Here is a 16750-nt window from a genome sequence, read left to right as displayed (position 1 = left end):
ACCGAGCTGCCCCGGCAGCGGGATCGGGAATCAGGAGGCCGGCATTGCTTCTCGTTCTCCAGCAAAAATCCCCGACTCCTTGAGCATTAAGGAATCGGGGATTACGTTTCAGCTTCAGGACACCTGCAAACATATAGCATTGATCATCAAGAAAGCAGCTTCTTGCCGAAAAACTGTGCCATGACAGCTCCTGCCGCTCCCGCGATCAAAACGGGTCCAAGTGAACGTAATCCTCTCCTCGAAGGACCGTCATTCATTGCCGAGGGCAGGTCTCCTGACTTACAGGCCTAACGACTTCTCCGCCTTCCCAAGCGCATCAGCGCTCAGTGGCATTAAGGGGAAGTCTCCTGCTTCACAGTGGCGGGACCGTGCCGGATTTGCACCGGCTTCCCTATTAACCCGAAAGGCATGCCGTCATGCCGGCTGCCTGTCCAGGACCCTCGCAAATCATATGAATCATGCTTATATAGCCAAGCTGGATTTCTCTGAACAAGATTATAGGGGATAACCCCCGGCCTTACAACTTAAGGATTAACCCATTCTTCGAGTATAATGGTACTGAAAGTTCTTGTTATCGTTCATTATTCGCCTGAAATCACATCTTTTTGAAACGGAGGGTGAAATCCGTGATGAATATGCCTTCAAACGATAAGCCGGAGAGACTTCGTCTGAGCGCCCTCGAACCCGGACATCTTCCGGTGCTGAGCCAATTCTCCCTCCCGGAGCACCAGCGAAGATTCACTTCGCTTCCGAACGAAGTGCTGAAGAAGCTCGGCGATCCTCCCGCAGAGAAGCTGCCGGTCGTTCTGCTCGCGGCGGATAAGCCCGTCGCCTTCTTCGTCCTGGATCGCGGGGAACGGATCGCGCGTTATACGCCGAATCAAAACGCCGTGCTCCTCCGCGCCCTGTCCGTGGATCACAAGGAGCAGGGGCGGGGCTACGGCCAGGCTGCCATGCGGCTGCTGCCCGAATTTATTCGCTCCCGCCTGCCGGGGGTGAACGAGATTGCCCTGGCGGTAAACGCCCGCAATGAGCATGCCCGTCACGTCTATCTTCGAGCCGGCTTTCGTGACAGGGGATACCGGGTTATGGGCGTGCAAGGCATCCAGCATATTTTGCATCTCGATCTGGAGATCCGTTGATGCTTTCTTGTGGATTGCCCAAGGTCCTTGCCAACGGGTATGGCAGGGCTGTCAGCTCATGATCTCGCCTTGCCAGCCCAGTCCGTTCCAAGCCAGCTTCAGCCTAAGCTCCTCACCCGGCAGGATACGCAAGCTCCAAAAAGGGGTGTCCGGAACCGTAGCCGCCGCAATCTGGCGAATCACGCCGCCATGCGTGACGGCCAGCAGGTCGGGCGTTTTTTGGGAACTCCGTCCTCCGGCTTCCCCGTTCTCATCCTTCCCACAGCTGCGGCTTAGATCTTGATGCATCCCCGCCAAAAAATGCTGAATCCGGGACGAGAAGGCTTCCCAGCTCTCTCCGCCCGGCGGAGTGACAGCTGCCGGGTCCTCAATCCAGCGTCGATATAAAGGATCGCCCTTCAAATCCTCGTAGGTTTTCCCCTCCCATTCGCCGAAATGGAGCTCGCGCAGCCTGCGGTCATACACGGTTCCCGGAAGGGGCAATGCTTCCGTATTGCCAGATAAAGCGGCACTTTGAACCTCGTTACCGGTCAGCAAATAGCGAAGAGTCTGCCTGCATCTGAGCAGGTCGCTGCAGTAAACGCGTCCCCAGTGCATGCCTTGAAGCCGCCGTGCCAGCGGGGCCAGCCGTTCCAGCTCCCCGGATATCACGCCCTGATCCTCATGGCCGAGGTACCGCCGTTCCTGATTCCACCGGGTAACGCCGTGGCGGACCAGGTGCAGGACAACCTGCAGCGGATTCGTATCTTTTTCAAGCAGCTGGTTATTCCGGTCGCCCCCCGCGGGATGTGCAGGCTGTGTACCTTCTGCGTTCTGTTCGTTTTTTGCCTCTTTCGCATCGATCGCTTCCTGTTTGGCGTTTGCATCAATTGCCTCGCTCATGTCGATCGCTTCCATTCCTGCATCCTCATCGTTTGCATTTACGATATCCTTCGGCTCCCTCATGCCCATCCTCCCCCGCCTGCGGCAATCACGATTGCCAATGCTGCGGTGCCGATCACGGCAAAAATCACCGAAGACGCAAGGAGCAGCCGGGTCGAGGTTCGAATGTCTTCCGCATTCAGCGTCCGCTCCGGATCGCCCATATACGCCCGGAACGAAACGATGCCTTGATATGAATTTTCCCCGCCAAGGCGAATGCCGAGCGCGCCGGCCACCGCCGATTCGGGAAATCCGCTGTTCGGGCTCGGGTGCTTCCTCGCATCTCTTCGAACGGTTGCGATGGACTTCCGCCATGGCAAAGAGAGCATCGCGGCCGAGATCGCCACCAGTCCCGCCGTCAGCCGGGCGGGAATCCAGTTCGCGATATCATCCAGCCGGGCCGATGCCCAGCCAAGATGCTCGTATTTCTCATTCTTGTACCCCACCATCGAATCAAGCGTGTTCACCGCCCGGTAAGCCATCGCCAAGGGCGCCCCGCCGATGAGGGCATACAGCAGCGGGGAGATGACCGCATCGACGATATTTTCCGCCACCGTCTCCACCGTACCCCGTACGATTTCCGGCTCATCCAAATGGGCCGTGTCCCTTCCTACGATCATGCCCAGCGAGCGGCGGGCAGCCGGTAGATCGCCGGCACGAAGGTGGCCGTAAACCTCAAGGCCGGCATCGCGCAGCCCTTTTACCGCGATGGTTGTCGCAATGAGCACCGCTTCTGCGCCTGCAGCCAGCCAAGGATGAATAAAGGCACACAGCATCAGGAGCAGCAGCGTGATTGCATAAGAACCGCCTGCAACGATCAGCGGGAGCAGAATGCCGGCCCGCTTCAAACCAGCCGGCGATTGGGTCCGGGCGCGAATCAGCTTCTCCACTGCGCGGATCGCTTTACCCATGCCGATAACCGGGTGCGGAAGCCATCTGGGGTCACCGATCAGCAGATCGATCACAACGGCCGCCCAAATAATCCAGACCGCGGTCATGACCGATCATCTCTTTCTGTCCGGACGCTTTCCGTAATGCTGTTATACACGAGGCGTCCAATCATACCGCCAAGGTCGGTTGCGGTTCCGGCATATCGATGCTCCACTCCGTAGGCCTCATTTCCGCTGACGGCGACGATGATCGCATCGGTCGTCGTCCCGGTAGCAGCGGCCCCGGTTTCATGATCTGCAATACCCAAGTCCCCGAGCGCTGCCGCTTTCGCTTCCGTAGCGGTCAAGATCGCGTTCACCATGCAGGCCGGCGTCAACCGTCCGTCGATCATCAGCATGATATTGATCGTCCCCGGCTGATATGCGGCGAAGGTGGTCCGGTTGATGCCTGCCCGCGCGGCATTGCCTGTTCCGGCCGTTGTGCAGCACAGTATGGAAGCCTGGGAGCCGCCTTCCTCCCAGATTGAAGCATATTTCAGCCGCACGGCGGTTAATAACCCGGCCGTCGCATCCTCCGGGTATCCGCAGCCGCGAATGAAGCTATGCATATCCTTTACGGGATCACTGCAATCGTAGCGCCGGTCCACATACCGGTTAACGATATGGTTCAATCTTGCATAACCTCCGCCGTATACCGCGCTGCCCAAGGCATCCGCCGGCTGCGGCAGCGATATGCGGATATGCGGGTGCTCCGGGGAAACCTCGAATGAAACGATCAGGCCCGGCCATACGGCGGACGAATAACTGCGCGGCTCCTTCACGCGCAAAAAAGGTACTGGCACGTCTCTCTCTCCCTGCTCTAAACATTTGAAATGGCTCCCCGTTCAAAGTCACTGCGAAGTGACGGGGGAGTTTAAATATCGTGCATACTTCTCCCTGTATGCACGATGCTTGGTGGGGCATGCTTGGAGGGCTGGTTGCCCATCTTCCCCAAAGCGCCTGGCTCGTTCCTCGCCATAACTGCAGTATTCAAGGGAGACTGGTGAATGCGAGATGCATATCTGTTCTTCGAACCCGATTGTCCCCTCAGGTAACGCAAGCTTAGGCTTGCTGCCTCGACACTATGGAACGTAGGGCGCCGCCCTTTACACCTCCGGCCGAGCCGATCCCTGAAGCACTTCCGCAGCGGTTTGCAGCAGCCTAATGTTGGATTCCGCATCCTTTACGGCCAGGCGGAAATGGCGTTCTCCGAGTCCCGGATACATGGCACAGCTGCGAATCAGGACACCTCGCCTGCCCATTTCCGCTTGAAATGCCGCGGCCGTCCAACCGGCCGGCAGCTCTCCCAGCAAATAGTTGACCTCGCCAGGGGTCACATCCACACTGAGCGCCTGCAGCCCCTCGATCAGCCTCAAACGCTCGCCATGGATCAGCTCCAGGGTTCGCCGCTCATACTCGCTGCCGCTTCTTAGACAGGCTTCGCCGGCCATCAGCGCCAGACCGTTGACGCTCCATGTCACTTGCTTGGCGGACATGGAGCGGATGACGTCCGGATGGCCGACCGCATAACCGAGACGCAGTCCCGGTATCGCGTAGAACTTGGTCATCGATCTTATAATGACGGTCCTTGAATAAGAGGACAGCTCCGGCAGCAGCGTCTGCCTCTCCGCTAACGGAATGAAATCCATGAACGCTTCATCCAGCACGAGCCACGTCCCCTGCCGCTGCGCCTCCCCTGCGATTGCCCGAATGTCTTCCAGGCTGTACTGCATGCCGTTCGGGTTGTTGGGCTGTCCCAGGAACACCAGGTCGCAGCCGGAGAACAGCTCCATGATCCGCCGAGGGGAGGCGCGCCATGCCCGCTCCTTCTCGCCGGTTACAGAGCGAATGTCCGCTCCGAATTTTAGTGCCAGTTCGCGGTATTCCGAGAAACAGGGATCCACGACGCCGACAATCCCCGGCTTTAGTGCCAGCAAGAGCAGGGCCATGCATTCGGCGGCACCGTTTCCGACCAGAATATTGTCTGGCCGGGTTCCCAGGTGCTCGGCAAGCATCGCCTTGAATCCGCGATGCCCCGGGTCGGGGTAACGAATGACGGCTCCCAGTCCATCCTGCAATGCGGCGATAACTTCGGCCGGAGGGCCTAACGGATTAATGTTGGCGCTGTAGTCGAGAATAGCCTCCGCCCTTTGTCCAAACCTCGCCGCGGCCGTCTCGATATCGCCTCCGTGACCGTATACTTCGATCCAAGGCAAATTGGTTTCCGTCATTTTCTCACGCTCCTGTACTAGCTGCTCGCAATGCCATCATTATGTGGGTACCTTCACCCAAACGTCAATACGGAATGCTTTGTCTTTCGCACTGCAATTGGTTTACAATAAGTGAATAAGAAGCAATCCAATTTTAAATACATGTGACGACGGAGGATGTTATGCTGTTTATCGATAATCAGGGAATCCACGATCCCGCCATCAATCTGGCGATTGAAGAATATGCCTTGAAGCACTTGTCCATGGACGAGAGCTACCTTCTCTTTTACATTAATAAGCCTTCCATCATTATCGGGAAGCATCAGAATACGATTGAGGAAATCAATCAGGAATATGTCCGCAACAACAACATTCAGGTCGTTCGCCGGCTGTCCGGCGGAGGGGCGGTGTATCATGACCTCGGCAACCTCAATTTCAGCTTTATTACGAAGGATGACGGCCAATCCTTCCACAATTTCCTGAAGTTTACGCAGCCAGTCATCGATTTTCTGCGGAAAATGGGCGTGCCCGCTGAATTAAGCGGCCGCAATGACCTTCAGGTCGGCGAGAAGAAAATATCGGGCAATGCCCAATTCTCCACCCGCGGACGCATGTTCAGCCACGGAACGCTCATGTTCGATTTGAACCTGGATGATGTACAGGCCTCCTTGAACGCTAATCCGGAAAAATTCAAATCCAAGAGCACCAAATCGGTGCGCAGCCGCGTAGCCAACATCAAAGAACTGCTCGGCACCGACATGACGATCGAGGAGTTCCGCGCAGAGCTGCTGCGTTCCATTTTTGGCATGGAGCCGGATCAGGTGCCGCAGTATGTGCTGCAGGACAAGGATTGGGAGATCATCAACCAAATCTCCAAAGAGCGTTATCAGAATTGGGATTGGAACTACGGCCTGTCGCCGGAGAGCAACGTGAAGCATGCCAAGAAATTTCCGGTCGGTATTATTGATATCCGGATGGATATTCGTGAGGGGCATATCGGAGAAATTAAAATTTACGGGGATTTCTTCGGTGTAGGCGATGTCGCCGATATCGAAAACCTCCTCCGCGGCAAAAAATACGAGGAGCAAACCGTTCGCGCCGCCTTGTCCGGCATTGACGTCAAGCACTATTTCGGCAATCTCGAACTGGACGAGCTGGTAGGACTCATCTTCCTTGAGGAATAGTATCCTCCTAAGTGGACAAACAGACCCGCCCTTTAGCGAAAGCGCGTTAGCTCGCTGCGATGGGCGGGTCTTCTTGTTGTCTGTTTCATTCGCACGCATCTATCGGATTCGATTGTTCAATAGGGAATCCAGCGAACGGGATTAGCCCGATGCCATGAACACGTACCACACCAGTACCAGCGTCAGCAGAATGCAGATATTCTCCACCGTGCGGCCCCAGCGGCTCCCCGTGCTCATGATCTTCAGCTTGATTCGCCATTTCAGCGGCGGCAGCGGCCGAATGCCTCGATTCGTCAAGGCGTCGGAGAGCAAATGGATGAAATACGACAAGCCTCCGGCAAACCACAAGCTTTCCGCTCCCTCCTTGCCCTGTGAGGCAAAATACAGGAGCGCGCACCAGCCGCAAGCGGCGTAAATCGTGTGCGTGAACCCGCGATGAGTGACAAGCGAGGCCACGATCAGTACGCTGCCTGCAATCAGGTTCCATGGACTGAAGCCTTGACCGAAGGCGATGAGGCCAAGCCCGATCAGAAACATGACGACATGCCGAAGCGTCCTGCTTGGCAGAAAGGATACAACCCCGATTAATCCGGCCAAGGCGAAATTCCATGGCGCATAGTCGCGGCCATAGAACAATACGAATAGAGCCGCCCCGATCATGGCCAGCTGCAGCAGGCGCAGTATTTCGGAAGGAATGGCCTTGCGAACCAGCAGGGAGTTCGGCTCGTCAATATCGGGAAGCAGCGAGCTGACTAAGGCCACCGCGGCGGCGGGCAGCGTCACCTGAACCCCGCTCATGCCCATTACCGATAACGTGACCCCTGTGCTGATAATTAAATGTGCTCTTCCCATCATGATGCAATTCTTCCTTTCTCAGCTCTTTCCATGCGTCTTGGAGTCCTATAATAGCGCTGTATACCGCTTCACAATCACCCCGAAGCGAATATACGTTCGGTTTAATAGTATAGCAAAATCATCCTCTTTTTGTCCAGACCTTCCATCTGAGGACCCCTTGAAACGGTTGTTCGATTCTTCATTTTGGGATACAATTTGATCACTTGCCTACTCCGCGATGCCAGACCCAGCCAAGAAATGACGGCTGATCCCGAGCGCTTGGGGGCAGCAGATTTACCGACTAGCCGCTCGGGTCGAATCCGGGCTTTGATTATGCTAGATAACATTTACATAGTAATTTGAAAGGATGACACCATCGTGAACCGATCTCGCGCTGCCGATCTCAGCCTGCTTCTGGTCGCCATGATGTGGGGATGTACGTTTCTCATCGTTCAGCATGCGGTACGCGTGCTTCCGCCCATGGCTTTCAACAGCGTCCGTTTTCTCGGCGCTGCCTTGCTGCTGGCCATCATCATTACCGTCTTCTATCGGAGCCAATGGAAGGAAATGACCCTTAAAATGCTCCTGCACTCGTGTGTGCTGGGCCTTTTTTTGTTCATAGGCTATGCCTTTCAAACCGCAGGATTGCTGTACACAACGACCTCGAATGCGGGGTTCATCACCGGACTATCCGTTGTGCTGGTCCCCTTCCTGTCCTTTGCCCTGCTTCGGCATTCGATTTCCAGGTATACCTGGTTCAGCGCGCTGCTCGCTGCGGCAGGGCTGTACTTGCTGACCTTCTCCGGATCGGGCATGAGCCTGAACCGCGGTGACCTCCTTATCTTTGTATGCGCAATCGGTTTTGCGCTGCATATCGGTTATACGGGGATCTACGCCGGACGCTATCCTGCCCTGCCGCTCGCGGCGCTGCAAATGGCGGTCGTCGGACTGCTTAGCCTCGCCGCTTCTGCCTTAACGGAGCCTATTTCGGATCCCGCTGCCCTCTTTGATCAGCTGACCCGGCCCCAGGTGCTGTGGGCACTGGCCGTATCGATCGGGCCCACAAGCGCTTTTGCCTTCTGGATCCAAACGGTGTGCCAGAAGTATACTACGCCGTCCAGGGTCGCGATCATTTTCGCGACTGAGCCTGTTTTTGCAGCGATGACCGGCATTTTGTTCGCGGGTGAGCGGCTTACATTCATCGGCGGTATCGGCTGTATATGCATTTTGGCCGGGATGGTGGTTGCGGAATTGAAATCCGTGCCGCCAAAGGTACAATCGGAGGCCGTTTAGAGGTACAATAGAAGGCAGATACAGATAAAGATACAGATACAGATAGAGACCAGAGACAGTCCAAAGGAGAGAAGACCATGACAACCTACAAACTGATGGCCATCGATATCGACGACACGCTGATCAATGATGACAAGGAGGTTACGCCCGGGGTCCAGCAAGCACTGGAGGAGGCCGTTTCGAAGGGCGTCGTTGTTACGCTCGCCACGGGGCGGGCCTATGCATCAGCCCAAGCGATAGCCAGACAAACCGGACTTAACGTCCCGATCATTACCTATCAAGGTGCCCTCATCAAAAACCTTCTCGACGAAAAAGTGCTCTACGAGCGCTATTTTCCGGTCGATGCCGCCGTTAAGCTCTATGAATACTGCGTGGAGCACAATCTTCATCTGCAGACCTATATCGACGACAAGCTCTACGCCCGTGAGGAAAACCAAAAGCTGATCGACTACTGTGCACTGAACCGGACCCCTTATTATATAGAACCGGACTTTATGAAGATGGTGAAGCAGCCAACCCCGAAAATGCTTATTATCGATGATCCGGACGTGTTGGACGAGCTCATTCCTATCTTCCGCGAGCTGCTGGGCGAAGACGTGCATATTACGAAATCGAAGCCGCATTTTCTGGAGTTCATGCATAAAGAGGGGACGAAAGGCCATGCCCTTACGTTCCTGGCCAATCATTTCGGCTGCGATCTGAAAGAAACCATCGCGATTGGGGACTCCTGGAATGACCATGAAATGCTCGAAGCGGCAGGACTTGGCGTTGCGATGGGAAATGCCATTGAGCCGCTGAAGGCAATCGCCGATTTTGTGACGAAGAGCAATAACGAGGACGGCGTCAAGCACGTCATTGATACCTTTGTCCTCAACCCGCGCTAAGATTCGCCATTTATTCTAAACAAAGATACAGCAAAGCAAGCCTCCATTTCTGATGGGGGCTTGTTCTATGTTCAATGAACCTGTATCCAGCTTTACTTCTCCCACCCCTAGACTCAGCTAACGGTCCCCCTCCGGATCAAATGTATGGATCGGTTTGTGCTCCGAGGACTCGCCCGCCTCCATGAGTCCTACCTCCAAACACAGCTCCATCAATTTCTGGATCCCGATGTATTGCTGACGATTCCGCTGATGAATGCCGGCCAGCGCTTGCTTCAGCAGCTTTCTGGCATGGTCGATGCTCTGATTCTCCACCACCTGGACAATCTCTTTGATTTTATCGAGAAAAAATACGGTCGTTCGCAGCGAGCGGATCAGCAAAACTTGACGAACATGCTTTGGCGTATACAGCCGGTATCCGTTCTCGGGGTTCCGATCGGGTGTCAGCACACCCTCCTTCTCCCAATGGCGGATGGCTGACGGCTCCACATGCGTTGCCTCGGCCACCTCGCCGATGGTCATGACCGGCTTCAGCTTCTTCTGATTCTCAATGGGCAGCTCCGGATTTTCCAGCATCGCCAGCGTTTCGTCAGCGGTTTTCTTCTCCTGCATAAGCTTGGCCTGCTCCGCATTGACCAGCCATAACGCTGCATCCAGCTCTCCATCCTGTACATTACGAAGCACCTCGTAGGTAACTGCGTATCCGAATCCGGGAAACATGGCCCGGAGGCAGCGGAAATAAGCGAGGTGGACCTGCGTATACAGACGATACCCATTCCCGCCTCGTTCCGGTGCTGGCACGACGCCCCAGGATTCATAATGCCTTAACGCGCTTGTGCTGATCCCGAGCTCATCGGCAATTTCCTTCGGCTTGTAATACGGCATGCGATTTCCCTCCCATTCCCGATTGAGAACCTAATGTACCAGAAACATAAGGCGCTGGCAAACCTTCCGCATTAACCTTATCGAGGTTGCATTCTCTCTATAAGGCTTTGGAGGGAAGTGGGGGTCTGCATCATAGCCACGAAAACAACGTGCTTCATTGGGTCCCTAGACAAGGGCTTTGGTGAAGGTTGCGCTGGCGAATTGTCCTTGGGAGCTCAGATCCGTTCCTGCAACCATTTTTCGTACCAGTGGCTACGGAGCCTTACAGGAGTTGCAAGTCGCAGGGTCACAATTTATCAGAAGGAAGGCATTGTGAATCGCTTCGGATCCTTTAATGAGGTGAAACGGTTGGCGCAACAGGCCCTTGCAGATCCGCATGGATTAATCAGCACTTACCTTAAATGCAGGAATATGACCTACGTCTAACGGAGTTCACATAATAATTATTCGAACGATTGTTTATCAAAAACATTGATTACGAGTATATTAAGGTTACACATTTTACCACTTATTAGTGTCTCTGATTGCCCGTTAACGCAATGAAGCTGCTCGATCATGCCGGCAGCTTCGTCCATGTTGTTTGATGGAACTAACGTACCCGTTAGCTCAACGACGGCAGTTCGTATTCTGCCCGGTTGACTTTAGGGTCTAGAATTCGTAGCTAAAGTTAGACTTTTTCTAATTCACGTTATTTGATATACCTCAGTGATACAACGTAGTTGATTCCGATTTTCTTTGCTCGTTTAACGGGTATTTGCCTACGTTTGTATTCTTCAAAACCTAATTTATAATAAAGTTTCATGGCTGGAATATTGCTGTCGGCGACTTCTTCAATCAAATAAACCTTATGAGGTGTAAGCTCAAAGATCTTTCGAATCAGCTGTGAAGCAACGCCCTGTCCCCTGAATTTGGATGCCGTCCCTACAAATTCAATGGAGCCGACACCAGGTGAAGGACGAACGGAGTTAGTTTCAAATTCTTTTTTCAAGAAAATACCGGCCAGAGTGCCTTTATAAAGACCTAAATGTTTGCGAAGTTCCTTTTTATCCAATTTAACCGAGAGTGAAGTTCCATCTGTACAAGCAGCCATTCCGACCACTTGCCCTTTGTATAAGGCCACATAGAATTGGTTCAAAACGAATATATGGGAGAACGCTGCAGCAATCCTTTTCGGATCCTTAGAGAAAAATCCAAGCCACTGTGTGAATCCCTCAGCGAATATTTCAGCTATCCCTTGCCTAACATCAGCTTCGGCTTGGTCAGCTCTAACCACATTAATCATGAAATGGTCACTTCCTTTCCACTAATAGAAATGCGATAAGGGTAGATGATGAGGGCATAGTAAAATTATTCTTTAGTAGTACTTTCATCTGAGCCAATCCTTGAATCGATGCAAAAAATAAGGTGGCCATCTCCTGTGCATCACCCGTGTAAAATTCTCCAAGCTGCTGACCCTTACAAATGAGCTGTGCTGTAGCATCAAGCAACCTGGCATTTACCTGGAGGATCTCGTCATATTGTATTGAGGCTGCGGCAGCTCCAGCTATCAGCGATTGATTGATAAGGATCAGTAAATGGGCCAGTTGCTCCCCGTTGATCATGTCGCTGTAGACTTCGTCGACAAACTGTTCCATTAACGTTTTAGGGGATTGGGTTGATTCGAAGAAAGTAATAATACGTTTCAATCCTTCAACCGCGTATGTAACCAATTCATTAAATAACTGATCCTTCGTTTTGTAATGACGATATAGTAGTCCAATACTAATTCCAGCTGTATCCGCAATCTCTTGAACATTCGTCGAGCCGTAACCTTGACGAACAAATAACTGCATCGCTGCTGAATGGATTTTTTCCCTAGTTGCATTGCGCATTTCTTCAAACTGTTCCTTGCTGCGCGGCAAAGTGTCCACCTCTTTTGATGAGTGAGTTTTTTTTCATTATAAAACACTGAGCTTGGAATAACAATACTTAATCTAAATATTGAAATATTCCCGTTACTTCATCAGCATGTAGGTTAGATCTTTGAGCCGAGGATTACAACGAAAAGAAGCGGCGTTGATCGAAACCGCTGCCTTTACCGAACCCGCCCATTCCCAAGATACGAAAATTGCCGATTGATTCCGTTTAACCTATAATGTTGCTTAGAACGGAGGAAATCACATGACCGATAACAAACCGTTGGAGCATAAGGAATTTACCATTGATGACGGTATCCCCTATCGAATATATAGATCGTGGCGATTGATCCGGTTTATGTTCTTTAAGATCGCTCAACACAACGGGATAGATGTAACACCAGAACAACTATTTGTCCTTGTCAAGCTTGCAGAAAGGGAAGGGCAATCTCAAGTTGAATTAGGTGACAGCGTGTTTAATGACCGTCCGAATATGAAACGAATTCTTGATTCGATGGAAGAGAAACAATATGTCGAACGAAGGCCTCATCCGGTGGATAAACGAAAACACCGTGTATTTACGACCGAGAAAGGAAAGCAACTGTTGGCGGAGGCGATTCCTCATGTCCTTCATACACGGGACCAAATCTATGAAGGCCTGAGTCATGATGACGTCGTTCATGCATTAAAAGTGTTCGACGTTATCGAGAGCAATATCATGAAGAAATTTTTCGATTAAAAACAAATGTTGCTAAGGCAACATTTTTTTAATACAATTATTTTAGTTGCCTAAGCAACATATTTCCGAGGAGGAACCCAAATGGTCAAAAATGTAGGCGGTATGGAACGTGTTTTAAGATTCGTTCTTGGAGTCGTATTATGTTCGTTGGTATTCATCCTAGATGGTAATTGGAGATGGGTCGGGTTGATCGGGCTATGGCCTCTGTTGACCTCCGCTGTCAGTTGGTGTTTGTTCAACAAGTTGATCGGCAGAAATAGCTGCAAAATCCCGATTAGCAAATAACGCAGACGATGATTGCAATATGATAGGCAAACAACGCAGACAACTTAGCTGCGTTGTTTAATGTGTGCAAGCGGAACCGATCCGGGAACGAAACAGGAAACGCTGGCGAGCGTCAGTACTGAACTCTGGATTACGTATGAATTAAGCAGCGCTTCTCTCTATTATCGAACCATATGCTGTGCTATCTTATCGTAATCCTCAATCCTCAGACATATCGAACTTACTTAGGTTAAGCCGGGTCTGTCCTTCAAAAAGCGAGCAGCGGATCATAGCTTATGCATCCGGGCTTGTGCGGATTGGTGCCCTTGGCCGCGCCGGACTGACGACAAAAACGGAAAATCTGTTCACAGCCGAGTATCCGGCCACGAGATAGAGCAGGATACGGTGAACGGGAAAGAGCGAGTTGCGCGCTTTGCCACCGGAGAGGTTGCGCATGGCGTCAGCTAGCTTGATTTTTCAAGAAAGGCCAGAAAGATTTTGACTTCCTCCGAAGCTGGTCGCGTTTTGCGTGCGGGGGCGCGGGTCATACGCTTGTTTTCTCGGGCTGTCGCAACTAAAGTGGTCGCGCCGGAATGCCCACGCCCGTCCTTAATCAATTAGCCCTCGGCTTTCTTTCCGAATATCCCGTAAAAATATAGCTTCTTTATACTATTTTTATACTCTTGGCTGCTTTCCAAGAAATTAGGATCTTTGAAAATTGCCATTAATGCACCAATATACGCCATTAATGCTTCGGTCGTTATATCTTCATCAATTTCCCCTTCGGCTTTTCCTTGCCTAAATATTGATGCAATAGCAGGCAAAGCTCGCTCTGAAGCGATTTTACTATATTCATGCTGAATCATAGGGTCATTCCAAATGGTGGAATTAAAAAAATAGCTGCCTATCGCATCTGTGCCAGTGTCACTAGCGGCCAAAACTTTAGAGATTTTCTCTTTTGCCGACAAATCTGAAGCAATAAGTTCTTCAAATTCATCCATCATGTTATTCATATATGACGAAAAAACCGATAAAACAAGATTCTCTTTGCTGGAAAAATGCTTGAAAACGGTAACCTTAGAAACTTGTGCTTTTTTCGCAATGGATTCTATGGTAGTTCCCGCCACCCCATTTTTGAGAATTAATTCCAAAGTTGCATTCACAATTGTAGCCTTTTTCATTTCCTTTCTTTTTTCGTATCCGTTCAACGATGTCACCTTCCTCATTTTCAAATACGAATCATATTATACCACAGAAAATGAACTATTTATAATTAAATAGTTCATTTTCTATTGACACAACAATCGACTCTAAATATAATGTACTCAAAACAGTTATTTGAGTTCATTATGTAGAGGAGTGGTTTTATGAGCTTAACGAGTAAAATACTGAGCATATCCGCAAAGCTTCCACCTGCGGAAACACATTCGATAGGTAAGGAACGAGACCTGGAAATAGCGATGTCCGATGGCGCAGTTTTACTTGCAGATCATTACTACCCTCTGGACTTGAATAACAGACCAACGATATTAACACAATCCGTTTATAATAATAGAAAAATGGGCATCTCAAGTATCGAAATACTGGTAGAACAGGGGTTCCAGGTACTTGTTGTGAGCAGTCGGGGTACCGGCGGTTCATCGGGGAGCTTACAACCTTTTCTTCAGGAACGTTCGGATTGCGCCGCTGTAATACAGTGGTTGAAACAGCAGTCATGGTTTAATGGTGTTTTAGGGGTACATGGTGCAAGTTATCTAGGATACACACAATGGGCCTTTGCGGCTGCTGGCGATGAATGTTTAAAAGCAATGAGCACTTGTTTGGTAGGAGCTAACGCTTATGATTTTATTTATGATGGAGGTGCTTTTAATTTTGAAATATTCTACGGATGGATAGGAATGGTAGAAGCTATTAACAAATCTTTCTTGGCCCATTTGAAAAACAGCATTTTGGGAACAAAAAAGATGTCTGAACAATTAAAAAAATTGCCTTTGGAGAGCCTTGATGTTCCACGAACGGGTAAGGTCCAAGGCTATTGGAGAGAGTTGCTTGCCCATCCATCTAAAGATGATAAATACTGGATTCCTGCCAATTTTCAAAAGGATATAAGTAAAATAGATGTCCCTAATCATATGGTGTCCGGCTGGTATGACGTTATGCTCCCTGGACTTATGAAAGATTATAATGTATCGTGTTCGTCCGGAAAAAAACCGTTTTTGACAATTGGTCCATGGTCGCATTTTGAAGGCGAAGCTTCGTTTCAATCTCTGCATCACTCTATCCTATGGATGCGTGCCATACTCCTGGGCGACAAAAAAATATTAAGAAAACAACCTGTAAAAATATACGTTATGGGCGCAAATGAATGGCGCGAATACGATTCGTTTCCCCCTGCAGGAATAGCAATTCAAACTCTGTTTCTGCATCCTGGCAAGAAGTTAAAGAAGCAAAAAGCACCCGAATCTCAACCTGACACTTATACCTATGACCCTTCTAACCCAACACCAAGTGTCGGAGGCGCATATCGTACAGCTGGAACCGGGAAATCGGTAGTTGATAATCGCAAGCTGGAAGCTAGAAGTGATGTTCTTACTTATGAAACAGAAACATTTATAGATGATTTGGAAATTATTGGCCGATGTGAAGTTACATTATTTTTCTTATCAAGCGCTTCGTATTTGGATTTCTTTGTCAGAGTCTGCGATGTGCATCCTAACGGTGCTTCTTACAATGTGTGCGATGGGATTTTGCGTGTAACTCCCGAAAACAAACAGTATCAAGCAGAAGAGGTATACAAAGTCACTATAGAACTAGCCCCTACCGCATATCGTTTTTTAAAAGGGCATAAGATACGCTTACAGGTTTCAAGCGGTTCTTTCCCACGTTTTAATCGCAATTTAGGAACAAACGACTCCGCAGGCACGGATACAACATTTGTAAAAGCTAAACAACAAATATTTCATGACCAACTGCATTCGTCATGTGTTAGCCTGCCCGTCATGAATGGCACGTTATTATAATTAGCGAATGTTAGCGCATTGAGAGTTGTGATAATGCCGATTATCGCTCTGCGAAAGTTGAGATAATTAGAAGCCGGCGACGACCCGCGTCCGCGTCTTCGCGCCAATGTTTGTATTCCTCATCGTATTCGAGGTCATCCTTATCTGATTGAGTGAGAATAACCCACGAATGGACTCCAAATATACGAGCCTTGCGGAGTCGCTACCTGTCCGCTCATTGACTTTTTCAAATAACCTTTCACTCTCCGATGTGTCCACGGTTGCCCTCGCGGGTAGCTACGAGTACGTATCATTCCTCCAATCGCTGTTGTCGCCGAATTTCTGGATCAATCCATAAGCGGTGGAAATTCGGCAACAAAGGCGAACGCTGCGCTTTTCCGGAATCGATTCGTCCTCTCCGCTCCTTCGTCGCCTGCTCCCGCGCTCCCTTCGGTTCGCTTGGGGGGATGGGGGTGGCTGCCCGGCTTCGTTTGGGCAGCCACCCCTGGTGCTTTTCGGGTCGGGATGGGCTGTAAGACGGCATTTACTGTTGCAAATATTTCCGAGTGCGCTT

Annotated in this window: 16 protein-coding genes, 1 pseudogene and 1 riboswitch; of the genes and pseudogenes, 7 read left to right on the top strand and 10 right to left on the bottom strand. The window is 50.8% G+C overall.

What is annotated here, in order from left to right; genetic code table 11:
• Nucleotides 1-247 precede the first annotated feature (247 nt).
• A riboswitch (cobalamin riboswitch) is annotated at nucleotides 248-457 on the bottom strand.
• A 172-nt stretch (nucleotides 458-629) separates the two neighbouring features.
• A complete protein-coding gene (locus BBD41_RS20205) occupies nucleotides 630-1142 on the top strand; it encodes a GNAT family N-acetyltransferase (protein ID WP_099478552.1) in 513 nt (170 codons plus the stop codon).
• A gap of 51 nt (nucleotides 1143-1193) precedes the next feature.
• On the opposite strand, the gene BBD41_RS20200 is transcribed toward BBD41_RS20205, so the two are convergent.
• The 4 genes from BBD41_RS20200 to cobD all read right to left on the bottom strand — a co-directional run bounded on the left by BBD41_RS20200 (nucleotide 1194) and on the right by cobD (nucleotide 5223).
• Nucleotides 1194-2087 (bottom strand): histidine phosphatase family protein, encoded by an 894-nt coding sequence (locus BBD41_RS20200; RefSeq protein WP_237086845.1) that lies wholly within the window; start codon nucleotides 2085-2087, stop codon nucleotides 1194-1196.
• Nucleotides 2084-3061, bottom strand: a complete 978-nt coding sequence (cbiB, locus tag BBD41_RS20195; protein WP_099478551.1) for an adenosylcobinamide-phosphate synthase CbiB — start codon at nucleotides 3059-3061, stop codon at nucleotides 2084-2086. Before cbiB ends, BBD41_RS20200 begins: the two co-directional genes overlap by 4 nt.
• Complete coding sequence (locus tag BBD41_RS20190; RefSeq protein ID WP_099478550.1) at nucleotides 3058-3795, bottom strand: adenosylcobinamide amidohydrolase; 738 nt, start codon at nucleotides 3793-3795, stop codon at nucleotides 3058-3060. The genes cbiB and BBD41_RS20190 overlap by 4 nt, the downstream gene beginning before the upstream one ends.
• 303 nt (nucleotides 3796-4098) lie before the next feature.
• Entirely contained in the window at nucleotides 4099-5223 is a 1125-nt protein-coding gene (gene cobD, locus BBD41_RS20185) for a threonine-phosphate decarboxylase CobD (protein ID WP_099478549.1), read from the bottom strand.
• Between the two features lie 161 nt (nucleotides 5224-5384).
• On the opposite strand from cobD, the gene BBD41_RS20180 reads away from it, so the two are divergent.
• Entirely contained in the window at nucleotides 5385-6386 is a 1002-nt protein-coding gene (locus BBD41_RS20180; protein WP_077567908.1) for a lipoate--protein ligase, read from the top strand.
• A gap of 141 nt (nucleotides 6387-6527) precedes the next feature.
• On the opposite strand, the gene BBD41_RS20175 is transcribed toward BBD41_RS20180, so the two are convergent.
• Nucleotides 6528-7241 (bottom strand): metal-dependent hydrolase, encoded by a 714-nt coding sequence (locus BBD41_RS20175; protein ID WP_099478548.1) that lies wholly within the window; start codon nucleotides 7239-7241, stop codon nucleotides 6528-6530.
• 357 nt (nucleotides 7242-7598) lie between these two features.
• On the opposite strand from BBD41_RS20175, the gene BBD41_RS20170 reads away from it, so the two are divergent.
• Both BBD41_RS20170 and BBD41_RS20165 read left to right on the top strand, forming a co-directional pair.
• Nucleotides 7599-8513: a DMT family transporter gene (locus BBD41_RS20170; protein ID WP_099478547.1), complete on the top strand. Its 915-nt coding sequence runs from the start codon at nucleotides 7599-7601 to the stop codon at nucleotides 8511-8513.
• Nucleotides 8514-8590: 77 nt separating this feature from the next.
• Nucleotides 8591-9397, top strand: coding sequence for a Cof-type HAD-IIB family hydrolase (locus BBD41_RS20165; RefSeq protein WP_077567911.1), 807 nt, complete (start codon nucleotides 8591-8593; stop codon nucleotides 9395-9397).
• A 117-nt stretch (nucleotides 9398-9514) separates the two neighbouring features.
• Here the strand turns inward: BBD41_RS20165 and BBD41_RS20160 are convergent, their stop codons facing one another.
• The 3 genes from BBD41_RS20160 to BBD41_RS20150 all read right to left on the bottom strand — a co-directional run bounded on the left by BBD41_RS20160 (nucleotide 9515) and on the right by BBD41_RS20150 (nucleotide 12180).
• Nucleotides 9515-10279: a MerR family transcriptional regulator gene (locus BBD41_RS20160; protein WP_099478546.1), complete on the bottom strand. Its 765-nt coding sequence runs from the start codon at nucleotides 10277-10279 to the stop codon at nucleotides 9515-9517.
• A gap of 688 nt (nucleotides 10280-10967) precedes the next feature.
• A complete protein-coding gene (locus BBD41_RS20155) occupies nucleotides 10968-11561 on the bottom strand; it encodes a GNAT family N-acetyltransferase (protein WP_077567913.1) in 594 nt (197 codons plus the stop codon).
• Between the two features lie 7 nt (nucleotides 11562-11568).
• Nucleotides 11569-12180 (bottom strand): TetR/AcrR family transcriptional regulator, encoded by a 612-nt coding sequence (locus BBD41_RS20150; RefSeq protein ID WP_077567914.1) that lies wholly within the window; start codon nucleotides 12178-12180, stop codon nucleotides 11569-11571.
• 259 nt (nucleotides 12181-12439) lie between these two features.
• On the opposite strand from BBD41_RS20150, the gene BBD41_RS20145 reads away from it, so the two are divergent.
• Together BBD41_RS20145 and BBD41_RS30680 are read left to right on the top strand one after the other, a co-directional pair.
• Entirely contained in the window at nucleotides 12440-12913 is a 474-nt protein-coding gene (locus tag BBD41_RS20145; protein WP_077567915.1) for a MarR family winged helix-turn-helix transcriptional regulator, read from the top strand.
• 81 nt (nucleotides 12914-12994) lie between these two features.
• Nucleotides 12995-13198 (top strand): YgaP family membrane protein, encoded by a 204-nt coding sequence (locus BBD41_RS30680; protein WP_077567916.1) that lies wholly within the window; start codon nucleotides 12995-12997, stop codon nucleotides 13196-13198.
• 222 nt (nucleotides 13199-13420) lie between these two features.
• Here the strand turns inward: BBD41_RS30680 and BBD41_RS30675 are convergent.
• Nucleotides 13421-13705 (bottom strand): annotated as a pseudogene (locus tag BBD41_RS30675) (IS1380 family transposase); the annotation flags it as partial.
• Between the two features lie 89 nt (nucleotides 13706-13794).
• Nucleotides 13795-14385: a TetR/AcrR family transcriptional regulator gene (locus tag BBD41_RS20130; RefSeq protein WP_157929323.1), complete on the bottom strand. Its 591-nt coding sequence runs from the start codon at nucleotides 14383-14385 to the stop codon at nucleotides 13795-13797.
• Nucleotides 14386-14544: 159 nt separating this feature from the next.
• Here BBD41_RS20130 and BBD41_RS20125 point away from each other — a divergent pair, with 159 nt between their 5' ends.
• Entirely contained in the window at nucleotides 14545-16197 is a 1653-nt protein-coding gene (locus BBD41_RS20125) for a CocE/NonD family hydrolase (protein WP_077567918.1), read from the top strand.
• Nucleotides 16198-16750: the final 553 nt, after the last annotated feature.

The sequence above is a fragment of the Paenibacillus ihbetae genome (assembly GCF_002741055.1).
Classification (GTDB): Bacteria; Bacillota; Bacilli; order Paenibacillales; family Paenibacillaceae; genus Paenibacillus_AQ; species Paenibacillus_AQ ihbetae.
Note: the sequence above shows the minus strand (reverse complement) of the source record. Positions and strands in the feature narration are given on the sequence as shown.